This window comes from Candidatus Streptomyces philanthi, assembly GCF_059553635.1.
In genome coordinates this window covers 1-19,545 of sequence record NZ_JCANQV010000102.1, presented here as the reverse complement: position 1 = coordinate 19,545, position 19,545 = coordinate 1, and the positions used below count along the sequence as shown (strand labels likewise).

Genomic DNA, 19,545 nt, shown 5'->3' with positions numbered 1-19,545 from the left:
GGCGATCCCGGCGCCGCTGCGGTGCGCGGTCGGCGGCATCCCCGTCCTGCGGGACGCGCGGCCCGTCGAGGGCCTCGACACCAGGGCTGTCGCCGTACGCACCGGCGCCGGGATCGCCGACGGCGGACGGCTGCTGTTCCTGATGGCGCTGGACGGGGCGAAGGGCCGGGCCGGGCTGACGTTGCGGGAGCTCGCGGACCTGATGGGCGCGTGGGGCGCGCGGGACGCGGTCGATCTGGACGGCGGGGGCTCGTCGACGCTGGTCACCCGCGATCCGGACGGTTCCGGCGTGGTGGTGCGCAACCATCCGTCGGACGGCGCCGAACGGCCGGTGGCGAACGCGTTGGGGGTGTTCTCGGACGGGTGAGGCCGCCACGGGGCGGGCCACCGGCCCACGGCGGGCCGGGCCCGGGCCGGCCGGACGAGGTGCCCCACCCCGGGGCCGCGGGAACGGGTCCCGAAGCCGCCGGCAGGGTCAGGGGCGGACGCTGCTCACGACGTCGGCGGCGCCGGACAGGCTGTTCTGGATGTCGGGGGCGAGGTGACTGCTCGCCAGGTAGAAGCCGAGCATGGCGCACACCAGGGCGTGCGAGAACTTGAGCTTTCCGCTGCGCAGAAAGATGACCGTCAGGATGAGCAAGAGCACGATGACCGACATCGTGATGACCACGGGGCACCTCCTCCGACGCCGCCCGAACGGGCGGTTCTGAGTGGCCAGTTTTGCGCATTTCAGGCAATATCGGCCCGTCAGTCAGTACGCCGATCGGGTGATCACTGCGGGTCACGGTGGCAGGGGCGCCGCGCACCGCCCCTCCCCCGGCTCCGCACGGGCCACGCGGCCCCTTTTCCCGGGTCCGGGGTCAGGGACCTGTGGACCGTGTTTTCCGTGAATTCGCGGGACTATCGTCGACGGCATGGGCAGGTCACCGGCGCGGCGCGCGGCACGCCGCTGGATTCCGCAGCAGCACGGCGCGTGGGCGATCCTCGTCGTGCCGTTCCTGGCGGGCGGCGTCCTGGGCGGCCTCACCGTCCGGCACGCCCTGCTGCTGCCGGCCTGGCTGTGCGCGTACTGCGCGGCGCACCACGCCCAGCAGTACGTCCGGCTGCGCCGCTTGTCGCGCAATCCGCGGGCGGCGGGGCGCCACCGGGCGCCGTTCGCGGTGTTCGGAGCGGTGGGCGCGGGATGCGGGGCGGCACTCGTGGTGACGGACCCGTGGATTGCGGTGGCGGCCGGGTGCGCCGTTCCCTTTCTCACCGTGAATGCCGTGCACGCCGCGCGCAATAACGAGCGTTCCCTGGCGAACGGCATCGCGGCCGTGGTGCCCGCCTGCGGAATGCCGCTGGTCTCCTACCGGCTGGGCAGCGGCGTGCTCGACGGTACGGCCTGGTCGGCCGCGGGGGCGTGCCTGCTCTATTTCGCGGGCACCGTGCTCCACGTCAAGACGATGATCAGGGAGCGGGGCAGCCGGGCTTACCGGCGCGTCTCGGCCGCCTACCACGGGCTCGCCGTGGCCGCGGCGGCGGCGCTGGGTCCGTGGCTGGCGGCGCCGTTCCTCGTCTTCGCCGTGCGGGCGGTGGCCCTGCCCGGCCGGCCGGTGCGGGTCCCGGTGGTCGGCGCGATCGAGGTGGGGTGTTCCGCGCTGCTGCTGGCCTTTCTCGCCGTCGCGGTCTGAGCACCGTCGTGCCGCCCGGAAACCTCCGGCGCGCGAATGTGGTGTGGATCACGTCACTTTGGGCAACGATATGCGCCCTTCCGTCGTCTTAGCGGCCGGCATTCCTCCCAAGTGCCGCACCTCGGCACCCGCCCCCACCGCAGACGGAAAGCACCCCGATGAGCCAGTCCCCGAGCACGCGCCGACGCAGGCCGGGGCCCCGGCGCGCCGCCCTCGCCCTGCTGTCGCTGCTGAGCGCCGGGGCCCTGACCGCGTGCGACCAGGCCGTGGCGTCCCCGGCCGGCACCGCGCCGGTACGGGTCACCCTCGGCGCGGCCGCGGGCGGCGGCCCCGTACGGGCGGGCGACACCCTTGAGGTGCGGGCGGCGGGCGGCGTCCTGACGCAGGTGACGGTCACCGATCCCAAGGGCCGGCGGATGCACGGCGGCCTGGAGAAGGGGGGCCGGGTGTGGGCCGCCGGTGAGGGCGCCGCCCCGGACACCCGGTACACGGTCCGGGCGCGGACCCGCAACGCCCGCGGTGTCACCGGCGAGGTGAAGGAGTCGCTGACCACCGCCAAGGCGGAGCGGCTCAACAGCGCGGCGCTGCGGCCCTCGGCGCAGGGCACGGTCGTCGGCGTCGCCCAGCCCGTCTCCCTCGTCTTCGACTTCCCGGTCACCGCCCGCGCCACGGTCGAGCGGCGGCTGCGCGTGGTCACCGACCGGCGCACCACCGGCTCCTGGGGCTGGGTGCGCGACCCGTCCGGCAAGGACCGCGTCGACTGGCGGCCCAAGGGCCGCTGGAAGCCGGGCACCCAGGTCCATGTCGTGGCCGCGCTGCGCGGGACGGACTCCGGCGGCGGCCGCTACTTCGCCCACGACTACGCCCTCGACTTCACCGTCGGCCGCGACCGGGCCGTCACCGTGGACCTCGACCGCGGGCGGGTGACCGTCACCGGCGGCGGCCGGGTGCTGGCCCGGCTGCCCGTCACGGTCGACGCGTCCGAGGAGCTCCGCGCGGCCTGGGCCGGTACCTTCCCCCTGCGGGCGAGGGAGACACTGTTCGCCGGTGCCCCCGGGGACGGTACGCCCGGCCGGTGCCTGGCACCGGGGCCCGGGGCGGCGGAGGCGGGGTGCGTCGGTCTGACCCGGGCCGACGCGGACCGGCTGGCCTCCCTCGTCGGCGCGGGCGACCCCATCGAGATCATCAGCACCTCCCCAGGAAGGAGCGACCGTGCCGAGGACCGGAGCGGAGACTGGATGACCGACTGGTCACGGTGGCGGACCATGAGCGCCCTCGCGACGAACGACCGAACCCTTTCAGCGCCTAATGTGACGGAATGAGCAGCGTGCAGGACCAGGATCAACTCACGGGGTGGCAGCGCTTCCGGCGCCGCGTCCCCAACGGCTTCGCCATCATCTTCAGCGTGCTGGGCCTCTTGTGTGCCCTCACGGCGCTGTTCCGGCCCCTGCGGCGCGGTCTCCACCCGGTGATCTACTGGCTGGACACCCTCACCATCCCGGTGGCCGCCAACTTCGCCTACGCCGCTTTCCTGTTCCTGCTGGCCGCGGCGATGACCGCGCGCAAGCGGGTGGCACTGTGGTTCGTCGTCGTCTACATGCTGCTCGTCGCGCTGGCGGACGCGCTGTTCCTCGCGGCGGGCTTCCTGGAGTACGGCATCTCGCTGGCGGTGAGCGTGACGGCGCTGGTGGTGCTGGTCGCCGCGCACCGCGAGTTCTACGCCATCACCCGCCGCGGCGCGTTCGCCCGCGCCGCGGCGGTGCTGGTCGGGGGGCTGGTCGCGTCGGTGCTCGTCGGCTGGGGCCTGGTGACGCTGTTCCCGGGCTCGCTGGAGGCCGGCGGCGGCAACCGTCTGCTGTGGACCGCCAACCGCGTCTGCGGCGGGCTGGTCGGCGGCCGTCTCGTCGAGGGGCACCCGCCGCACTGGATCGACGCCTTCCTCGGGCTGCTCGGCGCCCTGGCGCTGCTGAACGCGGCCGCGGCCCTCTTCCGCTCGCAGCGGATGGAGGCGGCGCTGCACGGTGACGAGGAGTCCCGTATCCGCGCGCTGCTCGCCCGCTACGGCGGCGACGACTCGCTGGGCTACTTCGCCACCCGCCGGGACAAGGCCGTCGTCTTCTCCCCCAGCGGCAAGGCCGCCGTCACCTACCGCGTCGAGGCCGGTGTCTGCCTGGCCAGCGGTGACCCGGTCGGTGACCGGGAGGCGTGGACGCAGGCCATCGAGGCATGGCTGGAGGTCGCCGGACGGTACGGCTGGCAGCCCGCGGTGATGGGCGCGAGCGAGAGCGGCGCCAAGGCGTTCGCCCGCTGCGGCCTGGGGGCGCTCCAGCTCGGTGACGAGGCGATCCTTCATGTGAAGGACTTCGACCTGGACGGCCGCGAGATGCGCGTCACCCGGCAGGCCGTCAACCGTGTGCAGCGCGCCGGTGCCACCTTCCGGGTACGCCGGCACTCGGCGCTGACCGAGGCCGAGATGCGGGAGGTCATCCACCGGGCGGACGCCTGGCGCGACACCGAGACCGAGCGCGGCTTCTCGATGGCCCTGGACCGGCTCGGCGACCCCGAGGACGGCGACTGCCTGCTGGCCGAGGCGTTCGACGGCGACGGCAACATGATCGCGCTGCTGTCGTTCGTGCCCTGGGGCGACGACGGCATCTCGCTGGACGTGATGCGGCGCGACCGCACCGCGCCCAACGGCGTCATGGAGTTCATGGTCGCGCAGCTGTGCGCGCAGGCCGGTCAGCTCGGGGTGCGCCGCATCTCGCTGAACTTCGCGGTGTTCCGTTCCGCTTTCGAGGAGGGCGGCCGGATCGGCGCGGGCCCGGTGCTGAAGTTCTGGCGCCGGCTGCTGCTGTTCTTCTCCAAGTGGTGGCAGCTGGAGGCGCTCTACCGCTCCAACGCCAAGTACGACCCCGAGTGGTACCCGCGCTTCCTGTGCTACGCGGACGCCGGCGCACTGGCCCGGATCGGTCTGGCCTCCGGTATCGCCGAGGGCTTCGTGGCGGTGCCGAGCCTGGGCACGCTGTGGGGCCGGGGCCGCCGCAAGCGGGTGCTGGCCCCGGCGAGCACCGCGGGCCTGCCCTCGCTCGACGAGCTGGGTCTGGTGCGCACCCCGCCGCCCTCCGAGGAGGAGCGGCAGCGGCAGGCGATGGCGGCGCTGCCCGAGCAGGTGCGGGTGCGCCACCAGAAGCTGGAGCGGCTGCGCGAGGAGGGCACCGACCCGTACCCGGTGGGGGTGCAGCGGACGCACACGCTGGGGCAGGTGCGCGACGAGCACACGGGTCTCGCCGCGGGCGAGCGGACCGGCAAGACCGTCACCGTCGCGGGGCGCGTGCTGCTCACCCGCGACCACGGTGGTGTGCTGTTCGCGGTGGTGCGGGACTGGTCGGGCGATCTGCAGATCGCGCTGACGCGGGACGGCAGCGGCGCCGGGCTGCTGGACCGGTTCTCCGCGGACGTCGACCTCGGTGACCACATCGAGGCCGAGGGCGAGGTCGGCAGCAGTGACCGCGGTGAGCTGACGGTGTTCGTCACCGGCTGGCGGCTGACGGCCAAGTGCCTGCGGCCGCTGCCGGACAAGCGCCGGGGTCTGTCCGACCCGGAGGCCAAGGTCCGCCGCCGCTATGTGGACCTGGTCGTCTCGCCGGACGCGCGGCAGACGGTGCGGGCGCGCAGCGCGGCGGTGCAGGCGCTGCGCCAGGGGCTGATCGACCGGGGCTACCTGGAGGTCGAGACGCCGATGCTCCAGCAGATCCACGGCGGTGCCAACGCCCGGCCGTTCCAGACCCACATCAACGCCTACGACCTCGACCTGTACCTGCGGATCGCGCCGGAGCTGTACCTCAAGCGGCTCTGCGTGGGCGGCATGGAGAAGGTCTTCGAGATGGGGCGGACGTTCCGCAACGAGGGCATCTCCTACAAGCACAACCCCGAGTTCACGATGCTGGAGGCGTACCAGGCGTTCGCCGACTACGACGTGATGCTGGACCTGACCCGGGAGCTGATCCAGGGCGCCGCGGTCGCCGCGTTCGGCAGCGCCACCGCCCGCAAGGCGGATGCGAGCGGGCGGCTGGTCGAGCACGACATCTCGGGCGTCTGGCCGGTGAAGACGGTCTACGGCGCGATCTCCGAGGCGCTGGGCGAGGAGATCGACGCGGACACGGACCCGCGGGTGCTGCGGCGGCTGTGCGACGCGGCGTCGGTGCCGGTCAACCCGGACATGGGCCGCGGCGACCTGGTGCTGGAGATGTACGAGCGGCTGGTGGAGGAGCGGACGACGCTGCCGACGTTCTACAAGGACTTCCCCACCGATGTGTCGCCGCTGACCCGCCAGCACCGGGTGGACCCGCGGCTCGCCGAGCGCTGGGACCTGGTCGCGTTCGGCACCGAGCTGGGCACCGCCTACTCGGAGCTGACGGACCCGGTCGAGCAGCGGCGCCGGCTGACCGCGCAGTCGCTGCTGGCGGCGGGCGGTGACCCGGAGGCGATGGAGCTGGACGAGGACTTCCTCCAGGCCCTGGAGTACGCGATGCCGCCGACGGGTGGTCTGGGCATCGGCGTGGACCGGCTGGTGATGTTCCTGACCGGCCTGTCGATCCGCGAGACCCTGCCGTTCCCGCTGGTCCGGCGCCACTGAGCACAGGACGACGAACGGCCCGCCGCCCCTCGTACGGGGCGGCGGGCCGTTCGTCGTACGGGCGTCAGCCGCGGCGGGCCGCGAGCTTGTCCAGGACGTCCGGGTTGGCGCAGTGGGTCAGGGCCTCGCCGCGCAGGTAGCGGCCGACCTCGGCGGCCGCGAGGGCGGCGGCCTTGTGGGCGACCTGCTGGCTGCCGCCGGCGATGTGCGGGGTGAGGACGACGCGGGGCGTGGTCAGCAGGCGGTGGCCGGCCGGGAGCGGTTCCTCGGGGAAGACGTCGAAGCCGGCGCCGGCGAGGTGGCCGCTGTCGAGGGCGTCGCAGACCGCGTCGTAGTCGAGGAGGGCGCCGCGGGCGCAGTTGACGAGGACGGCGCCGCGCGGCAGGGCGGCGATCTGCTCGCGGCCGATCATGCCGCGGGTCTCGTCGGTGACGCGGGCGTGCAGGGAGACGATCCGGGAGCGGCCGAGCAGCTCGTCCAGGCCGACCTGCTCGGCGGTCCCGGCCAGCGCCTCGGGCTTCACGTAGGGGTCGTGGACGAGGACGTGGGCGCCCATGGCCTTCAGGACGGCGGCGACGCGGCTGCCGATGGCGCCGTAGCCGATGAGGCCGACGGTGGCGCCGGAGATCTCGATGCCGCAGTTGTCGTAGTCGTAGTAGTCGCCGCGCCAGACACCGCGGCGCAGGTCGGTGTGGGTGTCGCCGACGCCGCGGGCTGCGGCGAGCAGCAGGGTGAGGGTGTGTTCCGCGGTGGCGGTGGCGTTGCGGCCGGGGGCGTAGCAGACGGCGACGCCGTGGCGGGTGGCGGCGTCGAGGTTGGCGTTGACGGGGCCGCCGCGGCTGGTGCAGAACAGCTTGAGGTCGGGGCTGTTGGCGAGGATGCGTTCGGTCAGCGGGCCGTGTTCGGTGACGCAGATCTCGACGCCGCGCAGCGCCTCGATCATCTCGTCCTCGCTGCCGGACGCCTCGATGACCTCGGCGACCGGCCCGAACGGCGTGTGCGGCCAGGGGAACCGGATCTCGCGGACGTCCAGGGGCGCGTCCCCGGCGGCCTCGCGGACGGCGGAGGTGAAGAGGGAGGGGTGGATGAAGTGGTTGCCTGCGGCGAGGACGGTGGTGGGGGTCATGGGGGTCTCTCCCAAGGTGGTGCGAAGGGTCGGGCTCAGTGGCCGGGGACGGTGGCCGGGGTGTTGAAGCGCAGCAGGGCGGTGTGCCCGTGCGTGAGGCGGATCTCGGTGAGGGTGCCGTTGTCGAGCCGGGGGAAGACCCGGCGGTAGGCGGCGAGGGGGATGCCGAGCTGGTGGCACAGGAGCAGGCGCAGCAGGGTGGAGTGCGCGACGACCAGGACGCGTCCCTCGGGGTGCTGTCGTGCGAGGTCGGTGAGGCAGTCGGCGGCGCGTTGCGCGGCGTGCCGGGGGTCCTCGCCGCCGGGGAGGTGGCAGGCGGCGGGGTCGGCGAGGAAGGCGTCAAGGGCGTCGGGGAAGCGCTCGCGCATCTCGTCGCGGGTGAGGCCCTCGCCGTCGCCGAAGTCGAGTTCGTAGAGGCGTTCGTCGATCCGCGGGACGAGGCCGCAGGCCGCGGCGGCGGGGGCCGCGGTGAGGCGGGCGCGGGAGAGCGGGGAGCTCCACACGGCGGTGAGGTCCGCGGTGGCGGCCCAGGCGGCGAGGGCGGTGGCCTGGTCGCGGCCGAGGTCGGTGAGGGCGACGTCGGTGCGTCCGGCGTAGCGGTTCTCGGCGTGCCAGACGGTTTCGCCGTGGCGGACGAGGATGAAGTCGGTCACTGCGCGGCCCTCCTGCGGGCGTGGTCGGCCACGGTCTGGTCGAGCCAGCCACGGCGGGTGAGTTCGTCGAGGAAGCGGAGGTAGCCCGGCAGGTACCGGGCGGTGCGGGCGGCGGTGGGGGTGATCTCCTCGGCGACGGTGACCATCGCGGCGGCCGCCTCGCGCAGGGGTGTGCCGTCGGCGGTGGCGGCGAGGACGGCCATGCCGAGGGCGCCCTCCGCCTGGGCGGGCAGGCGTACGGGGCGGCCGAGGACGTCGGCGCGCAGCCGGCACCAGTAGCGGTTGCGGGCCCCGCCGCCGGTGAGGGTGAGGGGGCCGTCGACGGGGGCGCCGAGGTGGTCGAGGTAGTCGAAGCAGAGCCGTTCGAGGAAGGCGGTGCCGAGCAGGTACGCGTGGAACGCGGTGGCGCGGGTGGGCGTCTCGCCGAGGACGAACGGTTCGGCGTCGGGGGCGCGGAAGGGGAAGCGTTCGCCGCCCGCGGAGACCAGGGGGTAGGCGACGGCGTCCGGGTCGAGGGCGGCGGCCTCCTCGGTGAGGCGGTCGAGGTCCTCGCCGGGGAAGTGCCGGGAGAGCGCGCCGGCGCCGCTGCTGGAGGCGCCGCCGGGCAGCCAGGTGTCGCCGGGGCCGCGGTGGCAGTAGACGACGCCGGCCGGGTCGCGGACGAGGTGGGGGCTGGTGCCCTTGAGGACGAGGGTGGTGCCGAGGACGGAGTTCCAGGCGCCGGGGGTGAGGGCGCCGGCGCCGATCTGGGCGGCGCAGCCGTCGGTCATGCCGGCGACGAGGACGGTGCCCTCGGGGATGCCGGTGGCCGCGGCGGCGGCCGCGCAGACGGTGCCGAGGACGCTGCCGGGGCGTACCACGTCGGGCAGCAGTCCGGCGGGGACGCCGAGGCGGTCCATGACGGCCTCGGGCCAGCGGTCCTCGACGAGGTGGTAGCCGGTCTTGAGGGCGTGGCTGGCGTCGGAGGCGACCTGGTGTCCGGCGAGGCGCCAGGTGATCAGGTCGACCTGGTGCAGCAGCCGGGTGCCGGGGCGGGTCGCGGCGGGTACGTGGTCCAGGAGCCAGCGGAGCTTGGGCAGCGCCCAGGAGGGCTGCATGCTGCGGTAGCCCAGTTCCCGCCAGACGTCGGCGCCCGCCTCGTTGACCGCGTCGGTGCACGCGGCGGCGCGGCCGTCGTCGTACATCAGGCCGGGGGTGAGCGGGGTGCCTGTGGGGCCGGTGAGGAGGATCGTGCCGGAGGTGCCGTCGATGGCCAGCGCGCGGACGCGCCGGGTGTCGAGGCCGTCCAGGGCCTCGCGGCAGGCGGCGGCGAGGGCGGTCCACCACTGCTCGGGGTCCTGCTCGTGGCGTACGCCCTCGCGGTGTCCGGTCAGGGGCCGGGAGGCGGCGCCGAGCAGTGTTCCGGTGCCGTCGACTGCGACGCAGCGGGCGCTCTGGGTGCCGAGGTCGAGGCCGAGCCAGATGCCGTCGGGGTCAGGGGCGGCGGGGTCAGACACGGGTGGGGCCTTCCGGTGCGGGGGTGGTGGTCCGGGCGGTTTCCGCGGGTGCGCCGCTCCCCCGCCAGGTGGCGGCGGAGCGCCAGCCGGCCTCGCGGGCGACGGCGCGCAGCCGGAGGAAGTCGTCGTGGAGGGCGGCGTAGAACGCGGCGCGTTCGGGGTCGGGCTGCCAGCTGCGCTGCATCCGGACGTACTTGGCGGCGGCGCTGTGCATGCTGGTCTCGGCGCCGGTGCGGACCAGGCCGGTGAGGAAGGCGCCCTTGGCGCCCAGTTCGGTGTCGGCGGCGCGGGCGGTGGGGACGCCGGTGGCGTCGGCGATCAGGGCGCACCAGGCGTCGTTGTTGGCGCCGCCGCCGCACAGCCGCAGTTCGGTGACGTCGGTGCGGGCGGCGGCCAGGGAGTCGCGCAGGACGAGGGAGAGCCCGTCGAAGACGGCGCGGGCGAGGTCCTCGCGGGTGTGTTCCAGGGACATGCCCCAGAAGGAGCCGCGGGCCCGGGGGTCGAGGAAGGGGGCGCGTTCGCCGGCCGGGGAGAGGTAGGGCAGGAACGTCAGCCCGCGGGCGCCGGGGGTGGAGCGGAAGGCGAGGTCGGCGAGTTCCGGGGGGCCGGGGACCTCCAGCATCCGGGACGCCCAGCCGAGGACCTCGGCGCCGTTGAGGGTGGGGAAGGCGCGCAGGACGCGTTCGCGGCCGCGGTAGGCGATGTGGATGCCGGTGGCCTCGCCGCTGGTGTCGACGCCGGTACGGACGACCTCGGTGCACAGGGTGGTGCCGAGGATGCTGCACGCCTGGCCGGGGTTGACGACGCCGACGCCTCGGGCGGTGGAGGCGATGTCGTAGGGGGCCATCACGACGGGGAGTCCGGCGGGGAGGCCGAGCTGGTCGGCGGCCTCGCGGGTGATCTCGCCGATCCGTTCGTCCTCCCCCAGGACGCGGGGCAGCAGCCGGGCGTGTTCCGTCAGGCCGAACAGGTCGACGATGGCGGGGTCGTAGGCGCCGGTGGTGTGGTCGAGGAAGGGGGCCGAGGCGTCGGACTCGTCGGTGGCGCACACCCCGGTGAGGCGGAGGAAGAGCCAGCCGGCGGCGGTCAGCGAGACGCTGGAGCGGGCCAGGCGGTCGGGGTCGTGGGCGGCGAGCCAGCTGAAGAGGGCGTTGGGCATGCCGGAGCAGGTGAGGGAGCCGTTGCGGCGGAAGGCCGCTTCGAGCAGTCCCTCGTCCTGCCAGCGGGCGAGGATGTCCGCGGCGCGGCCGTCGGACCACAGCAGGGCGGGTCCGGTGGGGCGGCCGTGGTCGTCGACGAGCCAGGCGCCGTCGCCCTGGGCGGTGAAGGAGACCAGCCAGACGGGGTCGTCCAGGCCGTCGAGGACGGTGCGGACGGTGCCGACGACGGCGTCCCACACGGCGTCCATGTCCTGTTCGGCCCAGCCGGGGTGGGGGCGCAGCACCTCGGTGGCGCGGCGGGCCACGGCGATCTCGGTGCCCCGGTCGTCGAAGACCACCGATTTGATCACGGTGGTGCCGACGTCGATGGTCAGTACGGACATCTGCGGGGTCCTTTCACGCCTGGGCCGGTACGGGGGCGGCGGTGGCCGTGTCGTCCGGGGCGCCCGTCTCGTCGGGGAGCTTGAGGAAGAAGGTGAGGACGGTGCTCAGGACGTACATACCGGCGAAGATCCAGACGACGCCCTCGACGCCGAGCGGGCCGACGAAGACGGTGACCACGGCGGGGCCGACGAAGGTGCTGGCCCCGGCGCCCAGGTTGAGGGCGGCGAGCGCCTGCCCCTTGTGGCGGGGCTCCAGGGAGGGCATCAGCGCGGAGATCGGGACGTATCCGGCGAGGGTGGCGCCGTAGAAGGCGGCGACGAGCAGGGCGAGGGGGAAGTTGGCGCCCGCGGTCTGCGGTACGTAGAAGAGGAGCAGGGTGCTGACGGTGCAGCCGAGGCCGCCGAACCAGGCGATGGTGCGCCGCCAGCCGAGGCGGTCGCCGATCACGCCGCACAGCAGGTTGGCGAAGATGTTGGTGGCGAACATGGCGCTGAGCAGGTGGAGCCAGGTGGTGAGGCTGAACCCGACGGTCTTCGTGAAGTGGATCGGCATGATCACGAAGAAGCCGAACTGGGAGGCGGTGTTGATGGTGCGCACCACGGCACCGGCGCCGACCCGGGGGTTGCGCCACAGGATGGTGACACTGCCGACGAGGGTGGCGAGGGGGCTCTCCCCCTCGGGCGTCCCGCGCTGTCCGCCGTGGGCGTCGCGGACGAGGAGCAGAGCGATCAGTCCGCCGGCGGCGACGAGCACCAGGGCGGCCCACAGGGTGGCGTAGGCGCCGATGAGCGGGATGAGCGCGCCGGCGACCAGGGAGCCGAGGGTGGGCAGGCCGCCGGTGAAGGCGAACCAGAACCAGCCCATGGCGGTGCCGAGCCGTTCGCGGGGCGCGACGCCGGCGATCCAGACGAGGAAGCCGTAGGCGAACAGCGGGTAGCCCAGGCCCCGCAGTCCGTACCCGAGGAGCATCAGCGGGTAGCTGTCGGTGGGGACGGCGGCGAGGAGGAAGACGAGCTGGAAGGCGGCCCAGATGCCGAGGCCGGCCCACATGACCCGGCGCGGTCCCCACAGGTCGGAGAGCGCTCCGGAGAGCCAGGCGGCGATGCCCGCCGCGACGCCGTACACGGTGAACAGCAGCGCGACCCGTGACTCCGGGATGCCCCGGTCGACCAGGTAGGGCGAGAGGTATCCGGACTCGACGCCGTCCCCGATCATGAAGAGAAGGAGGCCGAGGTATCCCCAGGCGAGGGTCGGCGGGATGCCGAGACGTGTGATCAACGAACGTGGCGGGAGCTTCGTCATTGACTCTCCCCTTTCTGCGACGGCGTGCGGGCGGTCCGACGCAGTGATGGAACAACTCCACCGAAACGGGCGTCAACGGCCACGGAAATCTTCCCACCACGCCGCCGACCTGCCGTGATGCGTTGGAGGCCGCCTGCGCCGCCAGCAGCCGCGGCACGGCCCGTTCCCCTTCTTGCCGGGTGAATTCCATGGGAAGATAACGCGGCGATTTCACACGGGCTGGAGTCGCGCGACGGCGCGCGGGCGCCGGGAGGAGTGCTCGATGGACCGGCTCGATGTCCAGGAGGAGCGGCGCGGCCGCATACGGGAGGCGGTGCTCTCGCGCGGGTTCGTCCGTACCGCGGCCCTGGCGGAGGAGTTCGGCATCAGCCTGATGACCGCTCACCGTGACCTGGACGCGCTCCAGTCGCAGGGCTGGCTGCGCAAGGTCCGCGGGGGCGCGACGGGGCTGCCGTCGGCGCAGTTCCACGGCAGCGTCGCCGAGCGGATGGCGACGATGGCGCAGACCAAGCAGCAGCTCGCGCGGGCCGCGGCCCAGCTGCTGGTGCCGGGGCAGACGGTGCTGCTGGACGACAGTACGACGTGTCTGCTGCTGGCCCACCAGATCGCCGGGCACACCCCGCTGACCGTGCTGACCAACTCGCTCCCGGCGATCACGACGCTGGCGAAGGAGCCCGGCGTCTCGTTGATCACCCTGGGCGGCCAGTACTTCCCCGCGTACGACGCGTTCATGGGGATGCACACGGCGGACGCGGTGCGCGCGTACCACGCCGATGTGCTGTTCCTGTCGACGACGGCCGTCACCAACCGCCGCTGCTACCACACTTCGCCGGAGACGGTGCAGGTCAAGCGGGCGATGATGGAGAGCGCGCGGCGGCGGGTGCTGGTCGCCGACCACACCAAGTTCGCCAAGGAAGGGCTGTACGCGCTGGCGCCGCTGTCCGCCTTCGACCTGGTGATCGTCGACGACGGCCTGGCGGACGAGGAGGTCCGGGCGATCCGCGCGGGCGGCACCGAGGTGCGGGTGGTGCCGGGCCGCGAGCCGGACGGGGGCTGACGGGCTCCCGCGCCGGGCGGTGTGCGGCGCGGGCCGCTCAGCCGCCGGTCAGGTCCGACCAGGCCACCGTGCGGTCGCACCAGCGGCCGAGCAGCGCCGGGTCGTGTCCGACGGCGAGCAGCCCGGCGCCGGTCCGCTCCCGGTAGTCCTCGACGACGGCGACCAGGGCCGCGGTGGTGGACGCGTCGAGCATCGCGGTCATCTCGTCGCAGATCAGCCAGCGCGGCTCCAGCACCAGGGCGCGGGCCAGGCAGGCGCGTTGCAGCTGCCCGTCGCTGACCTCGTGGGGGCGGCGGCGCAGCAGCTCGCCGGTGAGGCCGACGACGGGCGCCAGTTCCGCGACACGGGCGGACGCCTCGGCCCGGCGGCCGGTGGCGCGGAGGGGCTCGGCGATCAGGTCGGCGAGGCCGATCCGGGGGTCGGCGGAGAGCCGGGGCTGCTGGAAGACGACGCCGAACGCGGTGCGCTGGGCGCGGGGCGCACGGTGCCGCCAGCCGCCGGCCGGGGTGCCGTCCAGGACGACGCTCCCGGCGTCCGGGCGGTGCAGCAGCGCCGCGACCCGGGCCAGGGTCGACTTGCCGCAGCCGCTGGGTCCCAGCAGACCGACCGCCTCCCCGTCCTCGACGGTCAGCGACACGCCGCGGACGACGGGCCGGCGCCGGTCGTACCCGGCGGTGATGTCACGCAGTGCGAGCACGCGGGGCGTCCTCCTCGGGCGCGGCGGGGCCGGGCGGGTCCCCGGCGGGGTGGTGGCAGGCGACGCCGTCGCCGAGCGCCGGTACGGCGTGGCAGGCGGGGGTGGCCCGGTCGCAGCGGGCGGCGAAGGCGCAGCCGTCGGGGAGGGCGCCGAGTTCGGGCGGCATGCCGGGGATCGGGGTGAAGGCGCGGTCGGGCAGCGCGTCGAGCAGACCTCGGGCGTAGGGGTGGCGGGGCCCCGGGGTGCCGAAGAACGCGGCGGCGTCGGCGATCTCGACGATCCGTCCGGCGTACATCACGGCGACGCGGTCGGCGATCCGTTCGGCGGCCGCGAGGTCGTGGGTGATCATCAGCAGGGCGTGTCCGGCGTCGACCTGGCGGCGCAGCTCGTCGACGGTGCGTTCGACGAGGTCGCGGTCGAGGCCGGTGGTGGGTTCGTCGGCGAGCAGCAGCGGGGCGTCGCCGACGAGGGCGAGGGCGGTCGCGGCGCGCTGCGCGAGGCCGCCGGAGAGCTGGTGGGGATGCCGGTCGAGGTGGTCGCGGGGGAAGGACGCGCGGTCGGCCGCCGCCTGCGCCGCGTCCCGCCGCGCGGCCCTGCCGGTGGCGCCGGTCAGCTCCCGTACGGTCTCCTCCAGATGGGAGCGGACGGTGCGCACGGGGGTGAGGTGGGCGGCGGGGCTCTGCGGGACGAGACCGATCCGCCGGCCGCGGACCGTGCGGGCGAGGTCGCGTTCGGACGCGGTGAGCAGGTCCACCGCGTCGGGGCCCGCGGACAGCACGGCCGACCCGGTGGCGCGGGCGTTGCCCGGCAGCAGCCCGAGGAGGGCGGAGGCCAGGACGGACTTGCCGCAGCCGCTCTCGCCGATCAGCGCGAGGCAGCTGCCGGCGGCGAGGTCGAAGCTCGCGTCGCCGACGGCGGCGACGTCGGGGCGCCCGCGCATGCGGAAGCGGACCGACAGCCCGCGGACGGACAGCAGCGGTGCCGGGGAGGGCGCGGTCACAGCATCAGCTCCGATCGGCGGCGCGGGTTGATCCGTTCGCGCCAGGCGCCGGCCAGGCCCGCGATGGCGAGGGTGGGGACGATGATGAACAGGCCGGGGAAGAGCGTCGGCCACCAGTCGCCGGCGAGCAGCGAGCCGCGGGCGGCGTTGACCATGATGCCGAGGCTCGCCTCGTGGGCGGGCAGTCCCAGGCCCAGGAAGGAGAGGGCGGACTCGTGCCAGATGGCGTGCGGGACCATCAGGACGGCGGCGAGTCCGGCCTGCGGCAGTACGCCCGGAAGCAGGTGCCGCACCGCGACCCGCCACCGTGAGGCGCCGCCGGAGACCGCGGCGTCGACGAAGGGGCGGCCGCGCAGCGACAGCACCTCGGCGCGGACGATGCGGGCGGTGGACAGCCAGTGCGTCAGCCCCACCGAGATGATCACGGGCCAGACGCCGGGCCGGAACATCGCCACGATGAAGATGCCGAGCAGCAGGTGCGGCACGGAGGAGAAGAGGTCCACCACCCGCATCACGGCCCGGTCCGCCCAGCCGCCCAGCGCGCCGGCCAGGGCGCCGACGGCCGTGCCGATGACCGTGGCGGCCAGCGCGGCGACCACGCCGACCAGCAGCGAGACCCGCAGCCCGTAGACGCAGCGCAGCAGCAGGTCGCGGCCGACCTCGTCGGTGCCGAAGGGGTGCGTCCAGGACGGTGCCTGGAGCTTGAGGGGCAGGTCGACGGCCTGCCGGTCGAGCGGGAAGAGCAGCGGGACGACGAGGACCGCGAGCACCAGGAGGCCGGTCACCACCGCGCACAGCCGCAGCCGCAGGGGCCGGGCGGCCTTCGGGGCCGTCAGCACGTCAGCCATCGAATCCCACCCTCGGGTCGGCGAGGCCGTACAGCAGGTCGGAGAGGAGGTTTCCGGCGAGGACGGCGGCGGTGGCGAGCACGGTCAGCGCGGCGAGCAGCGGGAAGTCCACCGAGGTGGCCGCCTCGACGGTGGCCGCGGCGATGCCCGGCCAGCTGAAGACGGTCTCCACCAGCAGCGCGCCGGTGATGAGTTCGGGCACCCGGGAGCCGATCAGGGTGAGCACCGGCAGCAGTCCGGAGCGCAGGGCGTGCTGGAGCAGGACGGTCCGCTCGCCGAGGCCGCGGGCCCGCGCGCCGCGCACCGGGTCCTCGGCGAGGGCGTCGCCGACGCCCTGGCGCACGTACAGCACGAACCAGGGCAGCTGGGAGACGGCGAGGACCAGGGCGGGCAGCGTCACATGTCGGGCGATCTGGCCGAAGGTGACCAGGTCCGTGCCGGTGTCGGTGAGGCCGCCGGCGGGCAGGACACCGAGTTCGAGGGCGAACAGCCAGACGGCGAGCAGGCCGAGCCAGAACGGCGGGGCGGCCTCCAGCACATAGGCGGTGGAGGTGACGGCGCGGTCGAAGAGGCCGCCGCGGCGGCGCGCCGCGAGCACGCCGAGGACGGTGCCGACGGTGATCGCGAGGACGAAGGCGAGCGCGCACAGCAGGACGGACCAGCCGATGCGTTCGCCGATGACCTGGGAGACCGGGGCGCGCAGCGTCGTCGAGTTCCCGAGGTCGCCGGTGAGGGCGCCGGTCAGCCAGTCCCACCAGCGGGCGAGCAGCGGCCGGTCGACGCCGAGGTTGGCGCGGAGCTGGTCGAGGTTCTCCCGGGAGGCGGTGAGCCCGGCGTCGCCCGCGTACGCCTTGACCGGGTCGAACGGTGAGGCGGCGGCGACGGCGAAGACGCCGAGGGTGACGGCGAGCAGCACCGGCACGGCGAGCAGGGCACGCCGTGCCGTCATCCGCGCCATCGCCCCCCAGGGCAGGGAGGTCGGGGCGCTCATCCCTTGGGCTGCCAGTCCTCTACGTTCCACCAGGGGCCGGAGGCCAGGCCGTGGTCGTGCGGCTCGACCTGCGCGGTGAGGTCCTTCCAGCGGTCGGCGACGACATAGACGTGGTCGACGTGGGTGAGGAAGGTGTACGCGGGGTCGTCGGCGAGTTCGCGCTGGATGGCGTCGTAGGCGGCCTTGCGGGCCGTGCGGTCGTCGGTGCGGCGCGCCTCGGTCAGCTTGTCGTCGATGGTCTTGTTGCGGTAGCGGGACATGTTGTTGAAGCCGTCGCCCGCGAGGGAGGAGTGCAGCAGGAGGTACTGGTCGAAGTCGGGGTCGGCGGGGCTGCCGCCGCCGGCCAGGACCGCGTCCTGCTTCATGCGCGGCTCGATGGCCTCCCAGGTGCCGGACTCGACCTTGGCCTCGATGCCCGCCTTCTTGACGTCGGAGGCGAAGGCGAGGGCGTGCTCCTGGCGGAGCTTGTCGCCGGAGAGGTACCAGAGGGTGAAGGAGGCGCGCTTGCCGTCCTTGGCCCGGATGCCGTCGGCGCCCTTCTTCCACCCGGCGTCGTCCAGGATGCGCTCGGCCTTCTTCAGGTCGTGGGGGCGCTCGGTGCCCTTGGCGAACCAGGGGCTGTCGGTGGGCACCGGCCCGTAGGCGGGCTTGCCGGCGCCGTTGAGGATGCCCTTGACCATGGCGTCGCGGTCCACGGCGAGGTCGAGGGCGCGGCGGACGGCCTTGTCGCCGGTCACGGGGTGGGCGCTGGGCAGGGTGACGTTGCGGTAGTCGAAGGTGGTGGCGGTCACCGTCGTACGGCTCTTGTCGCTCTTGAAGCCGGCGGCGAGCTCGGGCGGCAGGATGGCGCCGTCGAGGTCGCCGGAGCGCAGCCGGGTGGCGCGGATGTCGTCGTCCTTGATGATCGCCATGGTGAAGTTCTTCACCTTGGGCGGGCCGCCCCAGTAGCGGGGGTTGGCCTTGAAGGTGAGCTTTTCGCCCTTGGACCAGCGGGTGAGGACGTACGGGCCGGTGCCGACGGGGTGGGTGGCGAAGGAGCCGTGGTTGACGTCCTGCTTGCCCGCGATGTGCCGGGGGGCGATGGCGAGGACGGTGCGCTCGGCGAACGGCGCGTAGGCGTACTTGAGGTGGAAGACGACGGTGTGGTCGTCCTTCTTCTCCACCGAGTCGAGGGCGTCCAGCTCGGCCTTGGAGGCGTTGTTGGTCTTCGCGTCGAGAATGGTCCGGTAGGTGAAGACGACGTCGTCGGCGGTGAACGGCTTGCCGTCGCTGAAGGTGACGCCCTTGCGGAGGGTGTACGTGTACGTCTTCCCGTCGTCGCTCACCTTGGGCAGGGCGGCGGCGAGCGCGGGCTGAAGGCGCATCCGCGCGTCGTGGGTGAGCAGCCCGTCGAAGATCTTGGAGTTGCCGTCCTTGCCGTAGCCCAGCAGGGGGCTGAGGGTCTCCGGCTCGTTGGCGATACCGACGACGGCGGTGTCGGCGGGCCGGCCTCCGGCCGCGCCCTTGCCGTCGTCGGGCGCCGAGCAGGCTGCCGCCGTGAGGGCCAGGGTGCCCGCCAGTGCCGCCGTGGCGGCTCTCCGTATGGACCGGGCCGTCATCCCCACACTCCTTCTGCGCATCGACCGTTGTTGCGTTTCCTACGCAATTAAACCCGACGGTACTCTCCGCACCGCAGCGACCTGCGCGAATACGCGGAGCGACGGCCCGCACGGCTGCCGCTCGCCCACCGCGCGCACCACGCCGCCGGCGGCGCGATGCGGTGACCAGGGCCCCTCCCGAAGCGGCTGCTCCACCGGCGGACGCGGTCAGGCTCCCTCGGTCTCCAGGGTCAGCCCCCAGCGTTCCAGGGCCTTGCCCACCGGCTGGAAGGCGGTGAGGCTGCCGGGGCTGCCGCAGCCCGCGGCGTTGCCTCCCGAGTGGATGCCGACCGCCTTCAGGGCGCCGCGGCCGGCGACGTAGGAGCCGCCGGAGTCGCCCGCGGTGGAGCAGGCGTCGGTCAGCGACAGCCCCGCGACGACGATGGTGCCGTAGTCCACGGTCTGGTCGACCGCGGTGATCTCGCCGCAGTGCCAGCCGCTGGCCTCCCCCGACCGGCAGACCGTGGTACCGGCCAGGCCCTCCTGCACGCCCGTGACGGGGGCGGGGGTGCCGCCCTCCCCCGCCACATGGCGGCTCAGCCGCCAGCCGGACGCGTCGACGGTGACCAGCCCGAAGTCCCCCTCGCTCCCGGCGACGCTGTGGCCGCCGCCCTTGTTGGAGGTGCCGAGCCTGCTGCCGTCCTTGCCGTACGCGGGCTCGTCGGCGACCTCGGTGCAGTGGCCGGCCGTCACGAAGCCGCGCAGCCCAAAGGCGCCGTTCACCGGGAAGCCGATGGAGCAGACGCCGCGGTCGCCCGCGGTCCACCGTTCGCCGCCGACGACGGTGCCGCCCTCCGGGCGCAGCGCCCGGCCGGGCTCCACCCGCAGCGGGACGCCCGCACGGGCGGTGAGGTCGCGGACGGCGGACAGGAAGTCCTCGGTGGC

Annotated in this window: 17 protein-coding genes; 5 read left to right on the top strand and 12 right to left on the bottom strand. The window is 74.1% G+C overall.

Annotation, left to right across the window (positions count from 1 at the left end; all coding sequences use genetic code 11):
• On the top strand, positions 1 to 367 hold a 367-nt coding region (locus tag AC51EU_RS14745), incomplete at its 5' end, for a phosphodiester glycosidase family protein (RefSeq protein ID WP_496267360.1).
• 108 nt (positions 368 to 475) lie between these two features.
• On the opposite strand, the gene AC51EU_RS14740 is transcribed toward AC51EU_RS14745, so the two are convergent.
• Complete coding sequence (locus AC51EU_RS14740) at positions 476 to 670, bottom strand: hypothetical protein (RefSeq protein ID WP_496267359.1); 195 nt, start codon at positions 668 to 670, stop codon at positions 476 to 478.
• A gap of 244 nt (positions 671 to 914) precedes the next feature.
• Between AC51EU_RS14740 and AC51EU_RS14735 the strand changes: the two genes are divergently transcribed.
• The 3 genes from AC51EU_RS14735 (at position 915) to lysX (ending at position 6,309) form a co-directional block, all read left to right on the top strand.
• Entirely contained in the window at positions 915 to 1,673 is a 759-nt protein-coding gene (locus tag AC51EU_RS14735) for a YwiC-like family protein (protein WP_496267358.1), read from the top strand.
• Between the two features lie 158 nt (positions 1,674 to 1,831).
• A complete protein-coding gene (locus AC51EU_RS14730) occupies positions 1,832 to 2,995 on the top strand; it encodes an Ig-like domain-containing protein (RefSeq protein ID WP_496267357.1) in 1,164 nt (387 codons plus the stop codon).
• Entirely contained in the window at positions 2,992 to 6,309 is a 3,318-nt protein-coding gene (gene lysX / locus AC51EU_RS14725) for a bifunctional lysylphosphatidylglycerol synthetase/lysine--tRNA ligase LysX (RefSeq protein ID WP_496267356.1), read from the top strand. Before AC51EU_RS14730 ends, lysX begins: the two co-directional genes overlap by 4 nt.
• Before the next feature lie 64 nt (positions 6,310 to 6,373).
• Here the strand turns inward: lysX and AC51EU_RS14720 are convergent, their stop codons facing one another.
• From AC51EU_RS14720 to AC51EU_RS14700, 5 genes are read right to left on the bottom strand one after another with little or no spacing between them, the layout of a single operon-like run.
• Positions 6,374 to 7,435 carry a 2-hydroxyacid dehydrogenase gene (locus AC51EU_RS14720; RefSeq protein WP_496267355.1) on the bottom strand — a complete coding sequence of 354 codons (1,062 nt, stop codon included), beginning with the start codon at positions 7,433 to 7,435 and terminating at the stop codon, positions 6,374 to 6,376.
• 35 nt (positions 7,436 to 7,470) lie between these two features.
• Entirely contained in the window at positions 7,471 to 8,088 is a 618-nt protein-coding gene (locus AC51EU_RS14715; protein ID WP_496267354.1) for a histidine phosphatase family protein, read from the bottom strand.
• Positions 8,085 to 9,584, bottom strand: coding sequence for an FGGY-family carbohydrate kinase (locus AC51EU_RS14710; protein ID WP_496267353.1), 1,500 nt, complete (start codon positions 9,582 to 9,584; stop codon positions 8,085 to 8,087). Before AC51EU_RS14710 ends, AC51EU_RS14715 begins: the two co-directional genes overlap by 4 nt.
• Entirely contained in the window at positions 9,577 to 11,127 is a 1,551-nt protein-coding gene (locus AC51EU_RS14705) for an FGGY family carbohydrate kinase (protein ID WP_496267352.1), read from the bottom strand. The genes AC51EU_RS14710 and AC51EU_RS14705 overlap by 8 nt, the downstream gene beginning before the upstream one ends.
• A gap of 13 nt (positions 11,128 to 11,140) precedes the next feature.
• The gene (locus AC51EU_RS14700) at positions 11,141 to 12,430 is read right to left on the bottom strand and encodes an MFS transporter (RefSeq protein WP_496267351.1); all 1,290 of its coding nucleotides are present in this window, start codon (positions 12,428 to 12,430) and stop codon (positions 11,141 to 11,143) included.
• A 262-nt stretch (positions 12,431 to 12,692) separates the two neighbouring features.
• Between AC51EU_RS14700 and AC51EU_RS14695 the strand changes: the two genes are divergently transcribed.
• On the top strand, positions 12,693 to 13,487 hold the full coding sequence (locus AC51EU_RS14695; protein WP_496267350.1) for a DeoR/GlpR family DNA-binding transcription regulator: 795 nt from the start codon (positions 12,693 to 12,695) through the stop codon (positions 13,485 to 13,487).
• 37 nt (positions 13,488 to 13,524) lie between these two features.
• Here the strand turns inward: AC51EU_RS14695 and AC51EU_RS14690 are convergent, their stop codons facing one another.
• The 6 genes from AC51EU_RS14690 to AC51EU_RS14665 all read right to left on the bottom strand — a co-directional run.
• Positions 13,525 to 14,184: an ABC transporter ATP-binding protein gene (locus AC51EU_RS14690; protein ID WP_496267349.1), complete on the bottom strand. Its 660-nt coding sequence runs from the start codon at positions 14,182 to 14,184 to the stop codon at positions 13,525 to 13,527.
• A complete protein-coding gene (locus tag AC51EU_RS14685; protein WP_496267361.1) occupies positions 14,168 to 15,124 on the bottom strand; it encodes an ABC transporter ATP-binding protein in 957 nt (318 codons plus the stop codon). Before AC51EU_RS14685 ends, AC51EU_RS14690 begins: the two co-directional genes overlap by 17 nt.
• A gap of 56 nt (positions 15,125 to 15,180) precedes the next feature.
• The gene (locus AC51EU_RS14680; RefSeq protein WP_496267348.1) at positions 15,181 to 16,032 is read right to left on the bottom strand and encodes an ABC transporter permease; all 852 of its coding nucleotides are present in this window, start codon (positions 16,030 to 16,032) and stop codon (positions 15,181 to 15,183) included.
• On the bottom strand, positions 16,025 to 17,023 hold the full coding sequence (locus tag AC51EU_RS14675; RefSeq protein ID WP_496267347.1) for an ABC transporter permease: 999 nt from the start codon (positions 17,021 to 17,023) through the stop codon (positions 16,025 to 16,027). Before AC51EU_RS14675 ends, AC51EU_RS14680 begins: the two co-directional genes overlap by 8 nt.
• Positions 17,020 to 18,621 (bottom strand): ABC transporter substrate-binding protein, encoded by a 1,602-nt coding sequence (locus tag AC51EU_RS14670; RefSeq protein ID WP_496267346.1) that lies wholly within the window; start codon positions 18,619 to 18,621, stop codon positions 17,020 to 17,022. Before AC51EU_RS14670 ends, AC51EU_RS14675 begins: the two co-directional genes overlap by 4 nt.
• A 207-nt stretch (positions 18,622 to 18,828) precedes the next feature.
• The coding region (locus tag AC51EU_RS14665) for a S1 family peptidase (protein WP_496267345.1) at positions 18,829 to 19,545 on the bottom strand (717 nt) is incomplete at its 5' end.

Coding starts and splice junctions, on each gene's coding strand:
- AC51EU_RS14700 (WP_496267351.1), bottom strand. CDS start 12,430: ATGACGAAGCTCCCGCCACGTTCGTTGATCACACGTCTCGGCATCCCG.
- AC51EU_RS14670 (WP_496267346.1), bottom strand. CDS start 18,621: ATGACGGCCCGGTCCATACGGAGAGCCGCCACGGCGGCACTGGCGGGC.
- lysX (WP_496267356.1), top strand. CDS start 2,992: ATGAGCAGCGTGCAGGACCAGGATCAACTCACGGGGTGGCAGCGCTTC.
- AC51EU_RS14730 (WP_496267357.1), top strand. CDS start 1,832: ATGAGCCAGTCCCCGAGCACGCGCCGACGCAGGCCGGGGCCCCGGCGC.
- AC51EU_RS14705 (WP_496267352.1), bottom strand. CDS start 11,127: ATGTCCGTACTGACCATCGACGTCGGCACCACCGTGATCAAATCGGTG.
- AC51EU_RS14680 (WP_496267348.1), bottom strand. CDS start 16,032: ATGGCTGACGTGCTGACGGCCCCGAAGGCCGCCCGGCCCCTGCGGCTG.
- AC51EU_RS14685 (WP_496267361.1), bottom strand. CDS start 15,124: ATGCGCGGGCGCCCCGACGTCGCCGCCGTCGGCGACGCGAGCTTCGAC.
- AC51EU_RS14735 (WP_496267358.1), top strand. CDS start 915: ATGGGCAGGTCACCGGCGCGGCGCGCGGCACGCCGCTGGATTCCGCAG.
- AC51EU_RS14720 (WP_496267355.1), bottom strand. CDS start 7,435: ATGACCCCCACCACCGTCCTCGCCGCAGGCAACCACTTCATCCACCCC.
- AC51EU_RS14695 (WP_496267350.1), top strand. CDS start 12,693: ATGGACCGGCTCGATGTCCAGGAGGAGCGGCGCGGCCGCATACGGGAG.
- AC51EU_RS14675 (WP_496267347.1), bottom strand. CDS start 17,023: ATGAGCGCCCCGACCTCCCTGCCCTGGGGGGCGATGGCGCGGATGACG.